The organism is Paenibacillus oleatilyticus (assembly GCF_018998565.1).
GTDB classification, from domain to species: Bacteria; Bacillota; Bacilli; order Paenibacillales; family NBRC-103111; genus Paenibacillus_G; species Paenibacillus_G oleatilyticus.
The window spans coordinates 166,750-183,770 of sequence record NZ_JAHNZO010000004.1 but is presented as its reverse complement, the minus strand read 5'-3'; the positions used below and the strand labels follow the sequence as shown (position 1 = coordinate 183,770).

The 17,021-nt window shown below is 55.3% G+C and carries 20 protein-coding genes; 11 read left to right on the top strand and 9 right to left on the bottom strand.

What is annotated here, in order from left to right:
* Positions 1-362 precede the first annotated feature (362 nt).
* Entirely contained in the window at positions 363-1,259 is an 897-nt protein-coding gene (locus KQX66_RS07170) for a LysR family transcriptional regulator (RefSeq protein ID WP_216791429.1), read from the bottom strand.
* A gap of 127 nt (positions 1,260-1,386) precedes the next feature.
* Here KQX66_RS07170 and KQX66_RS07165 point away from each other — a divergent pair, with 127 nt between their 5' ends.
* Complete coding sequence (locus KQX66_RS07165; RefSeq protein ID WP_216791427.1) at positions 1,387-2,094, top strand: ankyrin repeat domain-containing protein; 708 nt, start codon at positions 1,387-1,389, stop codon at positions 2,092-2,094.
* Positions 2,095-2,124: 30 nt separating this feature from the next.
* Positions 2,125-3,420, top strand: coding sequence for a purine/pyrimidine permease (locus KQX66_RS07160; protein WP_216791425.1), 1,296 nt, complete (start codon positions 2,125-2,127; stop codon positions 3,418-3,420).
* A 73-nt stretch (positions 3,421-3,493) separates the two neighbouring features.
* Here KQX66_RS07160 and KQX66_RS07155 read toward each other — a convergent pair whose 3' ends face one another.
* A complete protein-coding gene (locus tag KQX66_RS07155) occupies positions 3,494-3,994 on the bottom strand; it encodes a Dps family protein (protein WP_216791422.1) in 501 nt (166 codons plus the stop codon).
* 181 nt (positions 3,995-4,175) lie between these two features.
* On the opposite strand from KQX66_RS07155, the gene KQX66_RS07150 reads away from it, so the two are divergent.
* From KQX66_RS07150 to KQX66_RS07135, 4 genes are all read left to right on the top strand, one after another.
* Positions 4,176-4,655, top strand: coding sequence for a DUF948 domain-containing protein (locus tag KQX66_RS07150; RefSeq protein WP_216791420.1), 480 nt, complete (start codon positions 4,176-4,178; stop codon positions 4,653-4,655).
* A 146-nt stretch (positions 4,656-4,801) separates the two neighbouring features.
* Positions 4,802-5,155 carry an STAS domain-containing protein gene (locus KQX66_RS07145; RefSeq protein ID WP_216791723.1) on the top strand — a complete coding sequence of 118 codons (354 nt, stop codon included), beginning with the start codon at positions 4,802-4,804 and terminating at the stop codon, positions 5,153-5,155.
* Positions 5,156-5,182: 27 nt separating this feature from the next.
* Entirely contained in the window at positions 5,183-5,632 is a 450-nt protein-coding gene (gene rsbW / locus KQX66_RS07140) for an anti-sigma B factor RsbW (protein WP_216791418.1), read from the top strand.
* A complete protein-coding gene (locus KQX66_RS07135; protein ID WP_216791416.1) occupies positions 5,629-6,417 on the top strand; it encodes a sigma-70 family RNA polymerase sigma factor in 789 nt (262 codons plus the stop codon). Before rsbW ends, KQX66_RS07135 begins: the two co-directional genes overlap by 4 nt.
* A gap of 15 nt (positions 6,418-6,432) precedes the next feature.
* Here the strand turns inward: KQX66_RS07135 and KQX66_RS07130 are convergent, their stop codons facing one another.
* Entirely contained in the window at positions 6,433-7,041 is a 609-nt protein-coding gene (locus tag KQX66_RS07130; RefSeq protein ID WP_216791413.1) for a pyridoxamine 5'-phosphate oxidase family protein, read from the bottom strand.
* Positions 7,042-7,264: 223 nt separating this feature from the next.
* Between KQX66_RS07130 and KQX66_RS07125 the strand changes: the two genes are divergently transcribed.
* Positions 7,265-7,582 carry a hypothetical protein gene (locus KQX66_RS07125; protein WP_216791411.1) on the top strand — a complete coding sequence of 106 codons (318 nt, stop codon included), beginning with the start codon at positions 7,265-7,267 and terminating at the stop codon, positions 7,580-7,582.
* Positions 7,583-7,836: 254 nt separating this feature from the next.
* Here KQX66_RS07125 and KQX66_RS07120 read toward each other — a convergent pair whose 3' ends face one another.
* Positions 7,837-8,514 carry a CPBP family intramembrane glutamic endopeptidase gene (locus KQX66_RS07120; RefSeq protein WP_253956983.1) on the bottom strand — a complete coding sequence of 226 codons (678 nt, stop codon included), beginning with the start codon at positions 8,512-8,514 and terminating at the stop codon, positions 7,837-7,839.
* A gap of 192 nt (positions 8,515-8,706) precedes the next feature.
* Between KQX66_RS07120 and KQX66_RS07115 the strand changes: the two genes are divergently transcribed.
* The gene (locus KQX66_RS07115; protein ID WP_216791408.1) at positions 8,707-9,321 is read left to right on the top strand and encodes a helix-turn-helix domain-containing protein; all 615 of its coding nucleotides are present in this window, start codon (positions 8,707-8,709) and stop codon (positions 9,319-9,321) included.
* A 1-nt stretch (position 9,322) separates the two neighbouring features.
* Positions 9,323-9,853, top strand: coding sequence for a cysteine hydrolase family protein (locus KQX66_RS07110; RefSeq protein WP_216791406.1), 531 nt, complete (start codon positions 9,323-9,325; stop codon positions 9,851-9,853).
* Between the two features lie 100 nt (positions 9,854-9,953).
* Here KQX66_RS07110 and KQX66_RS07105 read toward each other — a convergent pair whose 3' ends face one another.
* The 5 genes from KQX66_RS07105 to KQX66_RS07085 all read right to left on the bottom strand — a co-directional run bounded on the left by KQX66_RS07105 (position 9,954) and on the right by KQX66_RS07085 (position 14,677).
* A complete protein-coding gene (locus KQX66_RS07105) occupies positions 9,954-10,394 on the bottom strand; it encodes a YtxH domain-containing protein (protein ID WP_216791404.1) in 441 nt (146 codons plus the stop codon).
* Between the two features lie 58 nt (positions 10,395-10,452).
* Positions 10,453-10,710 carry a GlsB/YeaQ/YmgE family stress response membrane protein gene (locus tag KQX66_RS07100; RefSeq protein WP_216791402.1) on the bottom strand — a complete coding sequence of 86 codons (258 nt, stop codon included), beginning with the start codon at positions 10,708-10,710 and terminating at the stop codon, positions 10,453-10,455.
* Between the two features lie 108 nt (positions 10,711-10,818).
* Entirely contained in the window at positions 10,819-12,303 is a 1,485-nt protein-coding gene (locus tag KQX66_RS07095; protein WP_216791400.1) for a glycoside hydrolase family 26 protein, read from the bottom strand.
* Positions 12,300-13,205: a phosphatase PAP2 family protein gene (locus KQX66_RS07090; RefSeq protein WP_253956982.1), complete on the bottom strand. Its 906-nt coding sequence runs from the start codon at positions 13,203-13,205 to the stop codon at positions 12,300-12,302. The genes KQX66_RS07095 and KQX66_RS07090 overlap by 4 nt, the downstream gene beginning before the upstream one ends.
* Positions 13,206-13,225: 20 nt before the next feature.
* Positions 13,226-14,677, bottom strand: a complete 1,452-nt coding sequence (locus tag KQX66_RS07085) for an ABC transporter substrate-binding protein (protein ID WP_216791398.1) — start codon at positions 14,675-14,677, stop codon at positions 13,226-13,228.
* A gap of 211 nt (positions 14,678-14,888) precedes the next feature.
* Here KQX66_RS07085 and KQX66_RS07080 point away from each other — a divergent pair, with 211 nt between their 5' ends.
* Together KQX66_RS07080 and KQX66_RS07075 are read left to right on the top strand one after the other, a co-directional pair.
* A complete protein-coding gene (locus KQX66_RS07080; protein WP_216791396.1) occupies positions 14,889-15,434 on the top strand; it encodes an RNA polymerase sigma factor in 546 nt (181 codons plus the stop codon).
* Complete coding sequence (locus tag KQX66_RS07075; protein WP_216791394.1) at positions 15,431-17,017, top strand: ABC transporter substrate-binding protein; 1,587 nt, start codon at positions 15,431-15,433, stop codon at positions 17,015-17,017. The genes KQX66_RS07080 and KQX66_RS07075 overlap by 4 nt, the downstream gene beginning before the upstream one ends.
* Positions 17,018-17,021 lie beyond the last annotated feature (4 nt).

Here is a 17,021-nt window from a genome sequence, read left to right as displayed (position 1 = left end):
TATTCTCCAAGCTTTGCTTCCTTATGTCATTGCTGGAAAAACGGACGGGTGGCCGAAAAAACATTACCCGCTAGTCCTTACAGGAAAAAGGCGCTTCGCCCGTCAGGGCGATGAGCTTGTTGAGGAAGAGGGCTTTTACAAAAATAGAGATGCAAACGGAGGTGGGGTATCCACTGGAGAAGCGATAGCGGCCGCCTTTGTCTTCGGGAAATGTCCGCTAACAAGCGGCTTCCAATCAAATTTCCCGAGGACCCGGGGTCCCCGCAAAGTATTCGGACTAAGCTTCCCTGATTCAACTTCACTTTGCGGGGTGGGGCAGCGGTCGGAAGTGGATACCCCGCCCCCTCGTAACCTCTATTACCTCAATTGATCACTTTCTCAACACTCTGTTCGCCCGTCAGCTCGATGAAGTTCTGCGCCGCCTTGGACAAGTAATGGTCCTTGAGCCAAATCAGCACGGATGACGAGGCGATATGCGTTCCCGCCAGCTCGTACACCTGCACGTCGAAGCCGCGGTGCAGCCGGAGCACCGATTCCGGCACCAGCGTGGCGGCGAAGTCCGAGGAGACCAGCTCCAGCAGCATCGCGATGTCGGAGCATTCGGACAAGACGTTCGGCTTCACCCCGTGCCGGGCGAACTCCTCCACGATCATCTGGTACACGCCGAGTCCTTCCGTGCTGGGGAGGATCAGCGGCTCCTGCCCGATCTGCTCGAACGAAACCGCCTTCCCTTCCAAGGGGCTGCGGCGCCGGGAGGTGACGTAATAGAATCGTTCTTCCCGCAAATGCCGGATCGAGAAATCGCCGAGGTCCAGCGGAAATCGGACAATCGCCAGCTCGATCGCCCGTTCCTTGACCAGCTTGCAGAGCTGGGCCGATTCGTTCTGTTGAATTTTGTACGTAATTGCCGGAAACTTCTCGCGAAACCTCCGAAGCAGCTCCGGCAGCCTTCCGTCCGATAACGTGTTGACCCCGATGCTGAGCTTGCCGGTCAGTCCGTTTCCGGCTTCTTTGACTTCGATCTGCGACTCCTCGAACAGCTTCGTGATGTGCAAAGCGTGCTTGTACAGCATGCGTCCCGCTTCCGTAAGCTCAAGCTGTCGTCCCTGCCGCTCCAGCAGCGTCACGCCAAGCTCCCGCTCCATCAGATGAAGCTGCTGGCTGAGCGGCGGTTGGGCCATATGAAGCCTTTTGGCCGCCGCCGTAATTTGCCGTTCCTCCGCAATCGCAATGAAATAGCGCAGCTGTCTGATATCCATCCGGAACCACCCGCCTAACTATATGATGATCATATGAAAAATCAATAATATTAATATTTTTCGTATAGTTAAAGCTCATGTTAGCATAAGGAAGCAGAGAAGCAAAATAGGAGGCAGAAGTGGACCGATGCGATGGATATGCTTGGTAATCCCCGTCATGCTGCTGACCGGCTGCCAGGAGTCTGCGAAAGCGCCTGCAACCGGAATTGTTCAAGTCCAACCTAAAGGAGATGTGAGGCAGATGAATGAAGCGCTGATCGCCGCCGCGGAGCGGGGAGATACGAATGAGCTCCGGAGGCTGCTCAAGGCAGGAGCCGATAAAAACGCGAAGGACCCACAGGGCCGCACGCCGATGATGGCGGCGACTTACGCGAACAAGCCGGAGGTGGTGAAGCTGCTGATCGAAGCGGGAGCGGACGTCAATGAACGCGACAACCGGCTGAACAATCCGTTCTTGTACGCCGGTGCCGAAGGCTTGCTGGACATTTTGAAGCTGACCATCGAGGCGGGGGCCGACCCGAAGCTGACGAACCGGTATGGCGGTACTGCGCTCATTCCCGCCGCCGAACGCGCGCACCTGGACGTGATTCAGGAGTTGTTGACACGGACCAAAGTCGATGTCAATCACATTAACAATCTGGGCTGGACGGCGTTGATGGAAGCGGTCGTGCTCGGCAGCGGGGGCGAGAAGCATCAGCAAGCCGTCCGGCTGCTCGTGGAGCATGGGGCGGATGTGAACATCCCAGATAAGGACGGCGTGACGGCGCTTACGCATGCGAAGCAGCGCGGCTTCGGCGAGATCGAACAAATTTTACGGAAAGCGGGGGCGCGCTAGCCCCTTTCTTTACATCCGGGAGGAAACATCATGAGAAAGCTTGCCCTCGGCGGCAGCTTGAGCACCTTGCAGTGGCTTATGTTTTTGCTTGCGAATTCGATTGCTTTGCCGGTCGTCATTGGCGGCATGTTTCATTTACCCCCGGAGGAAATTTCCTCGTTGATGCAGCGGACCTTTCTGATCGTTGGCCTCAGCTCGTTTCTGCAGGGGTGGATCGGCCACCGGTACCCGATTGCCGACGGTCCGGCGGGCTCATGGGTCAGCGTCTTCGTCATCATGGCGGACGTGGCCGTTAAGCAGGGCGGGAGCGCGCAGGACATGCTGCCGCTGCTCGAGGGAGGCATCGCCATCGCCGCTCTGCTGCTGGTCGTTCTAGGTCTGACCGGCTGGGTTCACAAGTTGCTGTTTTTGTTCACCCCGCTTGTCACGGGGACGTTCTTGTTCCTTCTGGCTTTGCAGCTTAGCGGCGTCTTCGTGAAGGGCATGCTCGGACTGCAAGGGGCGGCCGTTCGCCCGGACCCGGCAACGGCGCTGGTGTCCATCGCGATCTTCGGCCTTGTGGTCCTGCTGTCCGTCAAAGGCCGGGGCTGGGTGAAGCAGTACGCCGTGATGATCGGCATCGTCTCCGGCTGGGCCGGTTACGGCCTGCTCGGCCTTAACGCCGGATCGCCGGCCGCCGCCGCTCCGCCGGTTCAACTGCCGGAGCTCTTCGCTTGGGGAGCGCCGCAGTGGGACGCGGGAATCGCGTTGACCGCGGCCCTGTTCACGTTTATCCTGCTGTCCAACACGATCGCCGCCGTAACGGCGGTTCGCGATGCGATGCCGGAGCCCGCCCGGGACCCGAAGCGGACGCTGAACCGCGGCGTCTTCGCAGGGGGCTTGTCCCACGGCATCGCCGCTCTTTTCTCGACGATTGCTGTCGTTCCGCTGCCCGTCACGGCGGGCTTTATCCGCATCACGGAGCAGACGCGTCTGCGCCCGTTTCTCGCCGCGGCGCTGCTGTTCGCGGGGATTTCCTTCGTCCCCGCCGCCGTGCGGGCCGTCGCTATGCTTCCCGGGCCGGTAGCGAGCGCCGCGCTGCTTGCTTCCTTCGTGCAAATGATCGTCATCGCTATGCAGTCGATCTCGAAGGAAGCGCTGGACCTGCGTCGGCTGACAATCTTCGGCATCACGCTGGTATGCAGCGTTGGATTGATGTTCTTGCCTGCGGAGGCTTTTCAGGGGCTGCCGCCGATGCTGGCGTACGTGTTCGGCAACGCGCTGCTGTTGGGAACGATGCTGGTGACGCTGCTTGAGCAGCTGTGGAGACCCGTGAAGACGGAGTGAAGTGAAGGTTCCCATCGCAATGTCTATAAAAATGAGTAAGGACGGAGGTCGTGCGCCTCCGTCCTTGCTGTTTTTATTCGTTTAAATATGCGTTCAGCATCCAGACATGCTTCTCCAGGCGCGTCTTCAGCTCCAGCAGCATATCGTGGGTGCCTTCGTCGCCTTCCTGCTCCGCAAGCTCCATCGCTTCGCCCGTTTCTTCGATCACCATCGAGAAGTCGTCGCGCAGGCACTGCACCATATCGCTTGCCGAGGCGAACGGCTCGTGCTCCTTGATCGTGGCGGCCGCGGCAATCTCCTTCGTCGTCGATACCGGCTGGCCCCCGACCGACAGCAGCCGCTCCGCGAGCTGGTCCATCGTCAGAGCCGCTTCTTCGTACAGCTCTTCGAACTTCACATGCAGCGCATAGAAATTCGGGCCTTTCACATACCAATGATGCTGGTGAATTTTGATATGAAGCACGGCCCAGTTGGCGACCTGTCGATTGAGGAGCGCGTGCAGTCCGCTTTTTTTCGTATCCTTCGCGTTCTTGGTCGTTTTCGTTTCCTTTTCCTTCTCCATTACGTTAGCCATGTTGGTTACCTCCGCTTCGTCATGTATTGTCCTGCCTGTGCCTTCTTACCCCGCCGCAGCGGCAGATGAAACACGACCAGATTTGCTTAGGGCCCCAGGTTTCAAGCAGGACCGTGCCGGGTAAAAACATTCCAAGCTAGGCGCGAACCGCATTCACGAAAGGGTGGAGGAGATGAACGATATGATTATTGAAATCAGTGTGGCCGTCATTGCGCTGGCCTTCGCGGCGTTGGTCGTCTTTTTGATTATGACTCTGCGTTCCTTGTCAACCGTGCTGATGCAGACCAACGAGACGATCCGGGAGCTGCAGCAGCAGGTGAACGGAATCAGCAAAGAAGCGACGGAGGTGCTGCGGCATACGAACGAAGTGACCGTCGATGTCCGCAACAAGCTGCACTCGATCGATTCGGTCGTCTACTCCGTCAAAAATATCGGCGATGCGGTACAGGAGATCACCTCCTCGATCAAGCAAGCCTCGGCCTCGGTAGCGGGGAGCATCCGCACCAAGGCGGTGAAGGAACGGCCGGCAGCCGGAGGCGGACCTGGCAAGGATAAGGTCGCGACGGTCATGCAGGCGGTGCCTGTGGCGATCGAGCTATGGCAGGCGTTCCGCAGCCGTAAGCCGCAAGCGGGGCAGCGGGCTTATCCGCAGCAGACCTGAGCCGGGGTCCGGCCCCAGCCGGCAGAAAATTCCGGCCGCTCTGTTTCAAGCGTCCGCCCCCGGGGTAAATAACATACAAATTCGTAGAATGCAGCACGGCTCTTGGAGCAGACAAGCTGCGAACGGGGAGGAACCACGCGGGTATGATGAATAAACCACAATCGTTTCATGTCGACACGCAACGAACCGAACACGCCAATACCGTTTATTTGCACGGTGAGCTCGATTTATCCAAAGTCGCGGATTTACGCTGCGCACTGGATATGTTCATCGCGGATACGAACCGCAAGCTCGTGCTGAACCTGAACGGCCTGCAATATATTGACAGCACCGGCATCGGTGTGATTGTATCGGTATTAAAAGCCCGAGACGTGCTGAAAGCGCCGTTCGAGGTGCAGGAGATTCCGCCGAAAATCAAGCGGCTGTTCGATCTGACGGGCATCACCCCGTTTTTGCAGCCGAACGAGGCCACCGGGAAGTCCCAAGCACGCGTCCATTAACGGATAGGAAAGGAAAGAAGAGACCGTATGAAACCCGAATCCCATGTTGTTAGTCTCACTGTGCCAGCGGAAGCGGAATTTATCGACTTGGTCCGCTTGACGCTTTACGGCATCAGCTCCAAGCTCGGCTTCTCTTACGAGGAAATCGAGGATATGAAGGTGGCCGTCGCCGAAGCGTGCAATAATGCGGTGGTTCATGCTTATGAACCGGGCAGCCCGGGCCTGATGGAGGTCCGCTTCGAGCGAGTCGAGGACGGGCTCCGCATTGTGATCAAGGATCAGGGACCAAGCTTCGATTATGCGGAGAAGGCGCGGCGGGCCGGATCGCTGCATGATAAATCGCTGAACGACATCCATGTAGGAGGCCTTGGAATTTATTTGATGCAGGCGCTCATGGACGATGTCGAGGTCAAGACGGGCATCGGTACGGAGGTCATCCTGACCAAGCGGGTATGCAGGAGCGAGGAAATGGTATGAAAATTAATTCGGAGCGATTTGCCAATGCGAGTGCCGAGGAGCTCATCGTAAGGTATCAAGAAACCGGCTGCAACGATACGGCTACGGTTCTGCTGCAGCAGTACGAGCCTATGGTCAAGATGGCAGCCGGCAAAATGTCACGCAATCGCCCCGATCTGTTCGAAGACCTGTACCAAGTGGGGCAAATGTCGGTATTGAAGCTGCTGAAGCAGTTCGATCTGTCGATGGGCGTGCAGTTTGAAGCCTATATGATGAAAAGCGTCATCGGCCATATGAAAAATTATTTGCGCGACAAATCGTGGTATGTCCAGGTTCCGAGGCGAATCAAGGAAAAAGGCAATCAGATTCAGCAGGTTGTGGACATGCTTACGGTCAAGCTGGAACGCTCGCCCAATATTGATGAAATCGCCGCGGAGATGGAGCTGTCGGTCGAGGAAACGATCGAAATTCTCGCTGGACGCGATTATTATCACTACGTCTCGCTGGATACTCCACTATCCACGGAAGATAACGGATCCACGATCGGCGATGTGATCGGCAGCCCGAGCGACGCTTATCTGCGGGTCGAGAACCGCCTCGCCTTGCAAGAGGCGCTCGTCCATCTGAAGCCGGAGGAGCAGCAGGTGCTGCATCTCGCCTATGTGGAAGGCCAGTCGCAGCGGACGATTGCGAGTCAGCTCGGCGTTTCGCAGATGAGCGTCTCGCGCATTCAGAAGCGGGCCCTCGACAAGCTGAAAAATTATTTTACCGAGCCGGGAGCCGGGGATATCGGTTTGGGTTCGTAGACTCGCCCTTTGCAGCTAAGGGCGAGTTTTTTCGTTGGCGCCTCGTTCGTCCTCGAAGGGGGCGTATTCGGCGATCCGCCGGCCGAGCGGCGTCGGGATGTCGTCCATGCTGACGGCGTTTTTGCTGCGCCAGTAATCGTTCAGCTCGTCGTCGCGTTTGGCCGCGGCCCACCGCTGCAGCGTATCGCGTTCTCGCTCGTACGTGTAGAAGGGTACGCTGAACCCGCAGGAGGTTTTCACGGCGTGAACGTCGATGCCGATAATTTGCCGGGCCCCGGGAAGCAGCTCGAAGCGGGGCGCCCACGTCTCCCAGTCGGCGGTCCCGGGCAGGATGACGCGGCCCTTTCCGTACAGCCTCAAGATGAGGGGAGGCCCTTCGAACGCAACGAACATCAGCGTAATCCGGCCATTTTCCTCCAAGTGAGCGCTCGTTTCGTTCCCGCTGCCGGTCAGGTCCAAATAACCTACTTCGGTCGGCGAGACGATTCGAAATACATCGTACCCTTTGGGCGAGAGGTTCACATGACCTTCCGCCTGCAGCGGGGCGGACCCGACGAAGAAGAGGCGCTGCTTGCGAATAAATGCCTCATGCTCGGGAAGCAGGGCCGGAAACAGTTTTCCCATAGGCGAGATCTCCTTTTTTTCTTTTGTGTAACAGTATGCGCCCTTGGAGCTTGTATGGGAAATACGTATTGCATATTTCGTTTATAGGGATTGCCTATCGTTGTGCCGGCAGGCGCATCAGACAGGTAGCGGCCGCTTGCGAACGGCCGTTTCAGGCGGACGGGCTGCGGGTAATAAAGCTTAAGCAACACTTCATATTCCCAAGATCAAGGCGGTGAAGATCATGAAGGTCAAACACACCATCAAATGTCATGGAAGCGAAGTGCTGGTTCGCGAGGAAGGCGGAAAGTACCATTTGTCCATTCAGGCTGCAGCTAATCCGTTGGGATTCGGAAACGTTTTGGAAACGTTTTCAGATAAAGAGGAAGCGATCAGGGCGGCGGAGCAATTTTGCAAAATGCTGTCGACGGCCAAAGAGCACGGCTATTACTTGGACAACGGGCATTTTGTCAAGCCGGAGCGCGAGCGTATCCCGGTTGCCTTCTGTTTAAAAGAGCATATCACGGAAGACTTGTGGATCGAGCATCTGAACCGGGGCTAAAGGCCCTAGACAAGCTATCGAGAAGCCTTACAAGTAAAAAATCTCAGACAAATAGAGGTAGGGTATATCCCGTAAGAGTTTACGTCCGCCTTTGGAACCCGTGAAAATACCGCAAATTTTAATCAAGTTCACGGGTTTCAAGAGCGGCTGGAGGGATATACCCTACCGGCATATGCAGAGAATTTCTACGTGAAGCAGGTTTCTCAACACTCTCACCGGGGCTAAGGCCCCGGTTTTGCTTTGTCCGCACAAGGCTAGCTCAGATAAAGAAAATAAATGCACATGATGCCGGCATCCGCGAAGCTGTGGCTTAGAACGGAGCCGGTCAGCGAGGCGTGGCGAAGACGCATCCAACCCCAGAAGAGCCCGGCGGCGAAGACAGGGAGCACCAGCCCGATATTCCAAGGGCGCTCGAAGATCGGCACGATCGACAGCACGTGGTACAGGCTGTAGAACAAGGAGGTCAGAAAGACGGCCATAGAAGGGCGTACTTTACCGTCCGTCAGCTTCCGCAGCACATATCCTCTCCAGTATGTTTCCTCCAGCAGCGGGTTCAGCACCAGCAGCACCAACACCAGCCATATCGTATGCTCCCCGGAAAAATGCCACGCTTGCAGCAGCCCTTTTAGCCGCGGAATATCCAGAAATAACGGATGAAACTGGACGGCAGCGGCAACGATTGCCCCGAAAAACGCCGCGCCCGAGCCGATGCCCAGGAGGATATCGGTCTTTTGCCGCTTCCGTTCGGTTAGCACTTGAGAATCGGCTCGGGCTCCTGTTCGGCGGTGGAGAACGTAGCTTCCTAAGGGAACCAGCAGCAGCCAGCCGTAGAACAAAGCGAACGTAAGCGGGACGCTGTGCATCCCCTGCAGTCCGGCCGCAATCATGACCGTCGGGCCAAGAAATAGCATTGCAAGCTTGAATCGGTCCATAGTTTTCACCCTTCTGTTCCTGTTTCTCCGTTCATCATAAACGGCACCGCTTGGTGATGACGAGTACTAACTTAAGCTAGTACTCCTAAACGATGTCCCGTAGCATTTCGCTTTTCACTGCCGCACTCTACGGAGCGTTTATTGAGAAGGGCAGGATTAGCCGATATTCTATAGTTATAGGGGGTGGACAATGTGGACTGCAATAAAGTGGGAGGACTCATTCTGCGTCTTCGTAAAGAGAAAGACATGACGCAGAAGGACTTGGCTGATCTTATGAATATCAGCGATAAGACGATTTCAAAATGGGAACGCGGATTAGGGTGTCCCGATGTGTCCTTGCTTGGCGAGTTATCCAAAATATTGGGAGTAAATATCGAAAAGCTTTTAACGGGGGAATTAAATCCGAATGAACAGGACAGAGGAAACGTGAATCAAATCAAATTTTACGCATGTCCAAGCTGTGGCAATGTTATGACCAGTACGGGGGCCACAAGCATTTCATGCTGCGGCAGACTATTGAAGGAATTGCTTCCAATGCCGGCGGAGAACGATGAACACAAAATCACCGTTGAGGAGATTGAAGATGATTACTATATTACCATTCAACATGAAATGAGCAGAGATCATCATATCTCCTTTGTCGCTTATATTTCTTATGACAGGCTGCTGTTCATGAAATTGTACCCGGAACAAAACGCAGAATTACGTTTCCCCCAAATGCACGGCGGAACGCTGTATACGTACTGCACCCGCCACGGATTATGGAAACATGAAAAATTGAGAAAGGGAACAAGGAGGGTTACCTGAAGTGAAAAAAGCACTGCTTATTATCGACATGCAGGTTATGCCTTTTGTGTGGAAAGATTACGGCGGAAAAGCGATTTATCAAGAAGAACAACTGCTTGAAAATACAAAGCGCTTGATCGATAAAGCCAGGCAGGAAAATTCACCCGTTTTCTATATCATGTATACCGAGCCGGAAGGTTCTCTAAGATCCGAGAATCAACCGCTATGGCAAGTACATCCACAGATCGCTCCCGCTGCACAAGATCATGTCATCATTAAACATCATGCGGACTCGTTTTTGGAGTCCGAGCTCCATACGCAGCTGCGGGATCATGGTATCGACGCGTTAGTGATGTGTGGCGTTCAAACCGAGTATTGCGTCGATACAACGGTGAAAAGCGCTCATTCGCGAGGCTATCAAGTAGAACTGGTAAAAGATTGCCATAGTACCTACGATTCCGATGAATTGACGGCAGAACAAATTATAAACCATCATCATCGTATCCTTACTCAATTTGCCGCCATGGTTCACTCAAGCGATGTCCGGTTTTAAAATCCGGCCGGGCGCAAAAAACGAACAAACTGTCCCTTCTTCAAACAAGAGACAGTTTGTATCGCAGCAGTTTTTGAACCCGCTTATTTAGGCAATACCGCTATTGCTTCGATGCCGTTGAACCTACCGCGCGGTCGGCTTGATCGATCGCCTTGTGGGAAGTGCTCTGCGCGTTATCGAGGGCACGGTGGCCGGCGGATTGCGCTTTCTCCACCTTATCTTGGGTCACGTCGGCCGCACGGTCAATCACTTGATGGGACGCTTCCGCGACGCGGTCGGTCATGTCGTGCGCTTTGTCCGCCAATTGGCTGCCTTGCTCCCGCACCGCTTCGACGGTTTCGGAAGCTTTCTCCTTGCAGGCGGCCATCAGCTCCTGACCTTTGGTCTGCAAGGTTTGCATGGCGTCCATCAGGTCGCTGCGCAGCTCGCGTCCGGATTTCGGCGCCAGCAAGAGGGCGATCAGCGCCCCGGCGGCGCCTCCGATCAACGTTCCGAGCAGCAGGTTGCTTTTGCTTTCATTGGCTGTATTTGCCGTAGTCATGCTTCATCGCTCCTTTGCATTCGTATTGGAATCCGCTAGAGACGGTGCGACTTGAAGCTTACGCTGTGCGGTTGAGGCCTTTGGCCACGAGACCGAGCAGGAAGACGAACAACGCGGCGCCGATAATCGCAGGTACGATGGCGAAGCCGCCGATGACGGGTCCCCAGGAACCTAGCAGCAGATAGCCAAGCCAAGCCCCGACGAACCCGGCGATCATGGAACCGATGATGCCTCCCGGCATCGCTCCCGGCGCAAGGGCGGAACCGATCGCTCCGATCACAACCGCCATAAGTAAGGTAATCAGCAAGCTTATCATCTTCTTCACGCTCCTTTTGGAAGGTGGACTGACTGGCTTGCCTCTTTTTACCCTTGCAGGGAAGCGATGAAACAAACGGGGCGGCAAGGGACTGCCCAGCCTCCGGGACTACTTATATTCCTGCAAATGCTGACGGAACCGCTCGACCAGCTCCGGCGTTTCGTCCAGCTTATATTTGCGGGCTGGCCGGTCGTCCGGATCGAAATCCGTATGGCTCCACCAGATGGCCGCTTTCAGCTTGGGATATTTTTTGATGTCCCTGAACATATGATCCACCCACTGCGCTTTATCGCCGCCGACCGAGCTGGAGGCAAATTCCGTGATCATCAGCGGCTGTTCGAACCACTTGCTGTATTGGGCGTACAATGGCGCATACAGCTCGTCGAACGTGCTCCACTGCTCGCCCGGGTAATAGGTGCCGGTATTGTACGCGGTCAGCCCGACCACGTCGACGTAGTCGTCGCCCGGATAGTACAGCAGCGGATGATTCCACTGGAATTCGGGCTTGGACGAGTGATTCGGGTTCCATACCCACAGGACGTTATCGACGCCCTGGCTCTGGAAGGTCCGGTAAATATATTTCCAGACCTCCGTATACAGCTCCGGGTCCTTGGAGTTGTGATAGGCGGAATAAGGCACCCAGTCCCCGTTCATCTCGTTGTTCAGCCGGAACAGCAGGGGATGGCCGAACGCCTTGATGTCCTGCGCGTATTTGGAGAAAAACTCGTCATATTTTCCGTTCAAAATGTCGTACATCACGCTGGGGTTCTGTTCGCCGAACCGCATCGTTTGCAGCGTCAATTGGACAAGGCGGTTGTCATCGTAGGCGTTTTTCAAATCGTCCGCCGGAAAGCCCGTCGATAAGGACTTGTACAGGATCAACAGACCGAACTTGTAGTCGAGCTTTTGCTCCAGCGCATGAAGAAGATCCATTTTACCCGGAGCCGACCGCTCGTAAATGCCCCATTTCAGGCCGTCCGTCATAAACAGCTTGCGGTACGCTTCCGCCGTTTCCAGATTGGTTTTGAGCGGCGCCTTCTTCGTCACCGTGCCAAGCTCCGGCTTGTCCCCCTGAGGCGGAATAACCCGGAACGAGTTCACGATCTTCTCGTCATTCGTGATGGGCCGGGCGGACTTGATCGCGATGGTGTATACCTCTTTGTCGTTCTTGACAATTTCCGCGCTGGCATAGTAGGGCTTGTCGTTCTCCACGTGCTTGAGCTTGTCGCGCTCCCATTTCAGCAAGTGGACGGACAGGCCGCCCACCGTCTTGGTTTCGTTCATGGTTACGCGGTGATCCTTCGTATTCTCGATAAACCGGTTGCCGTACCCGATATACGTGGCGGCGTCGGATACGGTACCGTTGAAATTATCGTAATACACGTCGATCTGGGTCGTTTCGTCGAACAAGCGCGTTCGGACCCCGGGCCAGGAACGGTCGACTTTCATTTGCTTCGGATAGCTCAGCTCATATCCGTAAGGCAAATCGGTATACGTCGCCATAGGCTCGGAAACCATGGATCGCGCGATAAAGACGCCGAGCAGAACGGCCAATACGGCGCCGGAAATGACGTGCGTTTTTTTGAGCTTCATCCGGCTCTTCCTTCCGTTGCCGCATAGAGCTTGTTAAACCGGGCGGGGAGGAGCTTGCACCCCCAATAGATGACGGTATCCGCAAGCTTGACGACACCGTAGGCGAACAGCATGCCTGCAATGACATCCAGCACCCAGTGGATTTGCAGATACATCGTCGAGAAGATGATGGCAGAGCAATAAGTTACCATGACGTATTTGAAAATACGGTCCCGCTCGCGCAGCGCCAGCAGCAGCATCGCGAATGAAATCGACGTATGCATGCTCGGGAAGCAGTTCATGACATTCGTCAGCAAATCGTTTTCCGTGGCGAACTGGCGGCCGAGCAAATCGGGCTGTTCTTTCACCCACCACACCTCGCGCAGCAGGATCAAGTGATAGAACGGCAAAATGAGCGGAAATTGCAGCAGATGGCCCGACAAGGCGTAGGACAGCATTTTTTTCACGCTGCGGGTCCAATAGCTGCGCACGATGCAGATCCAGAGCGAGAGCACGAACCCGTAGTTGTAAATCCATACCATGGTTTTATCCAGCCTCGGATGGCTGATCGTCCGGGCCCATGCCGCATCATTGAACGGAATGCTATTCATCATGCTGTCCCAGTTCCAGACATGAAGGTTATTCTGAAACATCCGGTAGGCGATAGACCACCAGATGCCGTTCCCGGTGCCGTAGAAATAATAGAACACCCCGAGAAGCGGAACCCCAACCGCCAAAAATTTCATCCATTCGACGTCAACCTGATCCTTCCGCACCCCAACCAGGCAAATCAAAAGCAGAACCCAGCACTCCAAGGTCCAGCCGCCGACGGTGCCGATGCGCCAAACCAAGTAAATCGATGCTAAAATACCGCACATCGTCCAGTCGATTCCATTTGTCCATCGTCTTGACTTCTCCGACATCGTTTGATTTCCCAATCCGGCTAGCCCTGCCCTTTCTGCTCTGTATTTTTTTGTTCCTGCTTGGCTTTGTTATAAATGTCCTGGCCTTTTTCCTGCATCGTTTTGAGAGCTTCATCGACCGACTTTTTGCTTTCGACGACGGCTTGCACCTCCGCTTGGGCCATTTGGCCGAAGGCAGAGTAGAACGACTCCGGCACCGGGTTCGCGCCTTTCGGATAGCCGTTTCGGACCATTTTCAGCATCGTGAACGGTTCGAGGCTGCGGCCGTCCCGCTCTTTGATGTAGGCCGTTCTGGAGGACAGCTCACCCGGGCTTGAGGAGGACACCGCCTTCGCTACTTCCTCACTGTTGATATATTTGACCAATTCCCAGGCTGCCCGCTGGTTGGGCGAATCGACATGGACGGCAAAAAACTTCGAAATGGACACCGAATCCGAAGCTTCCGGGCTTCTCGGATCGACCGGAACGGTCACGATATCCCAGTTGACCGGTTTGACGTCCTTGAGCGAATCCTTGGCCCGCAGAAGCGTCTCGATATAGTACGATCCCTCGATGGCCATGGCGGCTTTACCGGTGGCGAACAAGTCTTGCTTGAAGATGTCTTCCATCGTCATTCCCGGTTCGATTGGCTTGCTGTCTTTGGCATTATAGATTGCTCCTGATTTTATGGCATCTACGGCCAGGGTCAGCGCCTTTTTCCAGCTGTCGGATTGGAGGGTCACCGTTCCTTTCTCCCGGTCGAGGATGGACAAGCCCAGGGCGGACCCGATCTCCCTCATGTATTCGTATCCGATCGGCTTGCCGCCGTTAAACTGGTAGTACGAGGCCATCCCGTAGATGCGCTGCTCTCCTTGTCCGTTGGTCGGAAAACGCTTGGCGAGCTCGAGCACCTCTTCCCACGTCATCTGGTTTTTCGGTAGCGGCACGCCGTGTTTCTCGAACAGATCCCGGTTATAAAACAGCGCTTTGCTAAAGAAGGAAGGGGCCAGCCCGTACAGCTTGCCGTCGCCCATGGACTTGATTTGTTCGATGACGGTCGGCATCATGTTCTCGACATCGAACTTGTCCTGACGAATGACATCGTCAAGCTGAAGCAGCTTGCCGTCGGTAGCCCATTGCTCGAACAATTCGGGCGTCGGGAGTAAAAGCACGTCGGGTTTTTCTTCCTCAACCAATTTTTGGTATTCCTTCTTCGTGTCTTTTCCCGGTTCGAAGATGTTTTGCATGGAAACCACTTGTACGTCGATGTTCGGGAATTTGGAGGAGAACAAGGTGCCATACAGCTGAGAAAAATAATTTTTGTCGAAAAAAAGCACCTTGATGCTCGCTTTCTCGTCCTTGCTCAGTTCCTTTAACGTTACGGAAGGCTTGACTCCTTCGCCTCCGGCGAGCTTGTCCGAGCTGCATCCTGTCATTGTGGCGGCCAGGGACAAAGCCAGCCCCGCCGGTACCCATTTAGACCATCGTTTCATTTGCGATCCCACCCATTTCCGAAGTGTAGTGACGATGCGTTTTCGTCCCACCTTCTGTTTTTTTTGTTGTCAAGCAGTAGACGGGGGATTCGCGGATTCGTTCCGTTGGGCGTAAATATTTTTTTGAAAGAGGCGGCGAGCTTAAAATTTTTCTTTTAGAAGGGAACCTTTCTTCCGTTGCTTCGTCCAATTCCATGTGAGGTGAACCCGGGTGGCCTTTGAATACTTAAAATCGATGTCCGGCGGCTTGGATAAAAACGCCGTTCTTTCGGACATCATGCTGACGTACGGCGAAGACGTATGGAACTATGCCTTTTTCCTGTCGAAAAACCGGACGTTGGCGGACGATGTGACGCAGGACGTGTTCGTACGGGTGTACGAGCGGTTATATACGTTTCGCGGCGAGGCCAGCATCAAGACATGGCTGCTCGCCATTACCCGCAATCTGGTGCGCGATCATTGGCGGTCGGCGTGGATACGCCGCGTCATTCCTTTCGGCATTCTGCGCCAGGAAGGCCAGGAGCCGTCGGCGGAATCGCAAGTGATCGGCCTGCTTGCCGAGGAGGAAGTGTGGAACACGGTGCTCGGCTTGCCCCACAAGCTGCGCGAGGTGCTGCTACTGCATGCGCACCATCAGCTGTCATACGCGGAGATCGCGAAGCTGCTGAACGTGTCCGAAGGCACGGTTAAATCTAGACTTTCCCGGGCGCGCGCCAAAGTATCGCAGCAGCTCGGCGAGGAGGGAAGAAAGGCATGACGAAACGGCTCGAACCCGAACATTGGGAGAAGCATCTGACCCGGCTGCAGCTCAGACAGGGCGGCTTTTCCAAGGAACTCATGCATAAGGTGAAGGAGCGGGTGGAGACGAAGCAGCCGCCCGTCGTAAGCAAACGCTGGCTCCGCTGGAGTCCCGCGGTGGCGTGCGTGCTTGTGCTGGCGGTCGGATGGACCCAGGCGGACCGGCTGGTCGAGGGACTATCCAAGCTGTCCAAGCCGCTGGAGAAGGCGGCCTTGGAGGCGATGGACCCGAATAAGGAGAAGACGCTGAAAGTTTCGTTTGTTCATGAAACAACGTTCATGATGCAATATGGTAAAGCGTTTACGATCCGTTACCCGAATGTCGCCGTCAAGGTAGGGAAGGGAATCGGAAACGAAACCTCTGCCGGAATCAGGACCAATCTTGAGGAGCAACTGGAAAAAGACAAACCCGACGTGCTGGCGCTGTCGCTGTCCGAATACGCGCAGTTGGCCAAGGAGGGCAAGCTGTACGCGTTGGACGACGTGATCCGGCAGGAGGGCTTCGATCTGCAAAATATACATGACGGTGTTGTCGACAGGCTTCGTACCGAGGGCGGAGGCAAGCTGTACGGGCTCGCGCCGGAATATGACCAGCGCGCGCTCTTCTACAACAAGGAGCTGTTTGACAAATACGGGATCAGCTACCCGAAGAACGGCATGAGCTGGGAGGAGCTGCAGCAGCTCGCTTCCCGGTTTCCGGCGGCCCCGAATGCAAAGGACCGGGTCTACGGTTTGGTCACACGCGCTTATTCCGGTCCATTCGAATTGGTACAACAGGCGGGTCAGGCCAAGGGACTGGGCATCCTCGATTCTTCAGGCAAGCAGGTCACCGTCAATACGCCGGAATGGCAGAAGGCTTGGACGGCCGTGCTGGATGTGGTACGTGGCGGATATATTTATGAGCAACCGCCGCTGGAAAAGTTGTCTACAAGAGAAGATATGTACAGGGCCAATCCGTTCATGACCGGGCAAGCGGCGATGACGCTGCAAAGTTACGGCTTCGTTAAGGATTTGAACGAGGCTTCGTCCAGATACAAGATGTCCTCTGTTCCATGGGATGTCGTGACCGAGCCGACGGACCGGTCCCGGCCGAACGAATCGTCTTCCTTCTCGGTCCGCACGATCTATGCGGTGAATGCGGCCTCCGAGAATCGGAGGGAGGCATGGGAGCTTGTCAAGTTCATCAACAGCGAGGAAATGGCTCGCAAAATGCTTACACAGAATATCGGCAGCGGTTCTTCGCCTTCGCGTTTATCAAGTCTTTCTGCGGTCAAGGGGCAAGAAAAGCTTGTCGAAGCGTTCACAAGCCTTCGTCCGCCGTCGGAGTCGCAAGTGACTCCGGGCGTGCCGGCAGAGTTTTATTCAGCCTTCGAGGAGCTTGCGACGCAGCTCTCCAAGGACGTGTTGAAAGGCAAGAAGACGGTCTCCCAGGCAGCACGGGAGCTTCAAGACAACGGACAGCAGGCGCTGATTCAGGCGAAAAACGCAGCGCAGAAGAAGCCGGTCCAAGCCAAGACGGCGGTGGACGGCAGGACACCATAGGGGG

What these genes read in the sequence shown, in the direction of transcription:
- KQX66_RS07120 (WP_253956983.1), bottom strand. Translation starts at nt 8,514, where the DNA reads ATGGACCGATTCAAGCTTGCAATGCTATTTCTTGGCCCGACGGTCATG.
- KQX66_RS07170 (WP_216791429.1), bottom strand. Translation starts at nt 1,259, where the DNA reads ATGGATATCAGACAGCTGCGCTATTTCATTGCGATTGCGGAGGAACGG.
- KQX66_RS07150 (WP_216791420.1), top strand. Translation starts at nt 4,176, where the DNA reads ATGATTATTGAAATCAGTGTGGCCGTCATTGCGCTGGCCTTCGCGGCG.
- KQX66_RS07145 (WP_216791723.1), top strand. Translation starts at nt 4,802, where the DNA reads ATGAATAAACCACAATCGTTTCATGTCGACACGCAACGAACCGAACAC.
- KQX66_RS07085 (WP_216791398.1), bottom strand. Translation starts at nt 14,677, where the DNA reads ATGAAACGATGGTCTAAATGGGTACCGGCGGGGCTGGCTTTGTCCCTG.
- KQX66_RS07100 (WP_216791402.1), bottom strand. Translation starts at nt 10,710, where the DNA reads ATGATAAGCTTGCTGATTACCTTACTTATGGCGGTTGTGATCGGAGCG.
- KQX66_RS07135 (WP_216791416.1), top strand. Translation starts at nt 5,629, where the DNA reads ATGAAAATTAATTCGGAGCGATTTGCCAATGCGAGTGCCGAGGAGCTC.
- KQX66_RS07095 (WP_216791400.1), bottom strand. Translation starts at nt 12,303, where the DNA reads ATGAAGCTCAAAAAAACGCACGTCATTTCCGGCGCCGTATTGGCCGTT.
- rsbW (WP_216791418.1), top strand. Translation starts at nt 5,183, where the DNA reads ATGAAACCCGAATCCCATGTTGTTAGTCTCACTGTGCCAGCGGAAGCG.
- KQX66_RS07155 (WP_216791422.1), bottom strand. Translation starts at nt 3,994, where the DNA reads ATGGCTAACGTAATGGAGAAGGAAAAGGAAACGAAAACGACCAAGAAC.
- KQX66_RS07165 (WP_216791427.1), top strand. Translation starts at nt 1,387, where the DNA reads ATGCGATGGATATGCTTGGTAATCCCCGTCATGCTGCTGACCGGCTGC.
- KQX66_RS07125 (WP_216791411.1), top strand. Translation starts at nt 7,265, where the DNA reads ATGAAGGTCAAACACACCATCAAATGTCATGGAAGCGAAGTGCTGGTT.
- KQX66_RS07130 (WP_216791413.1), bottom strand. Translation starts at nt 7,041, where the DNA reads ATGGGAAAACTGTTTCCGGCCCTGCTTCCCGAGCATGAGGCATTTATT.
- KQX66_RS07105 (WP_216791404.1), bottom strand. Translation starts at nt 10,394, where the DNA reads ATGACTACGGCAAATACAGCCAATGAAAGCAAAAGCAACCTGCTGCTC.
- KQX66_RS07075 (WP_216791394.1), top strand. Translation starts at nt 15,431, where the DNA reads ATGACGAAACGGCTCGAACCCGAACATTGGGAGAAGCATCTGACCCGG.
- KQX66_RS07160 (WP_216791425.1), top strand. Translation starts at nt 2,125, where the DNA reads ATGAGAAAGCTTGCCCTCGGCGGCAGCTTGAGCACCTTGCAGTGGCTT.
- KQX66_RS07090 (WP_253956982.1), bottom strand. Translation starts at nt 13,205, where the DNA reads ATGTCGGAGAAGTCAAGACGATGGACAAATGGAATCGACTGGACGATG.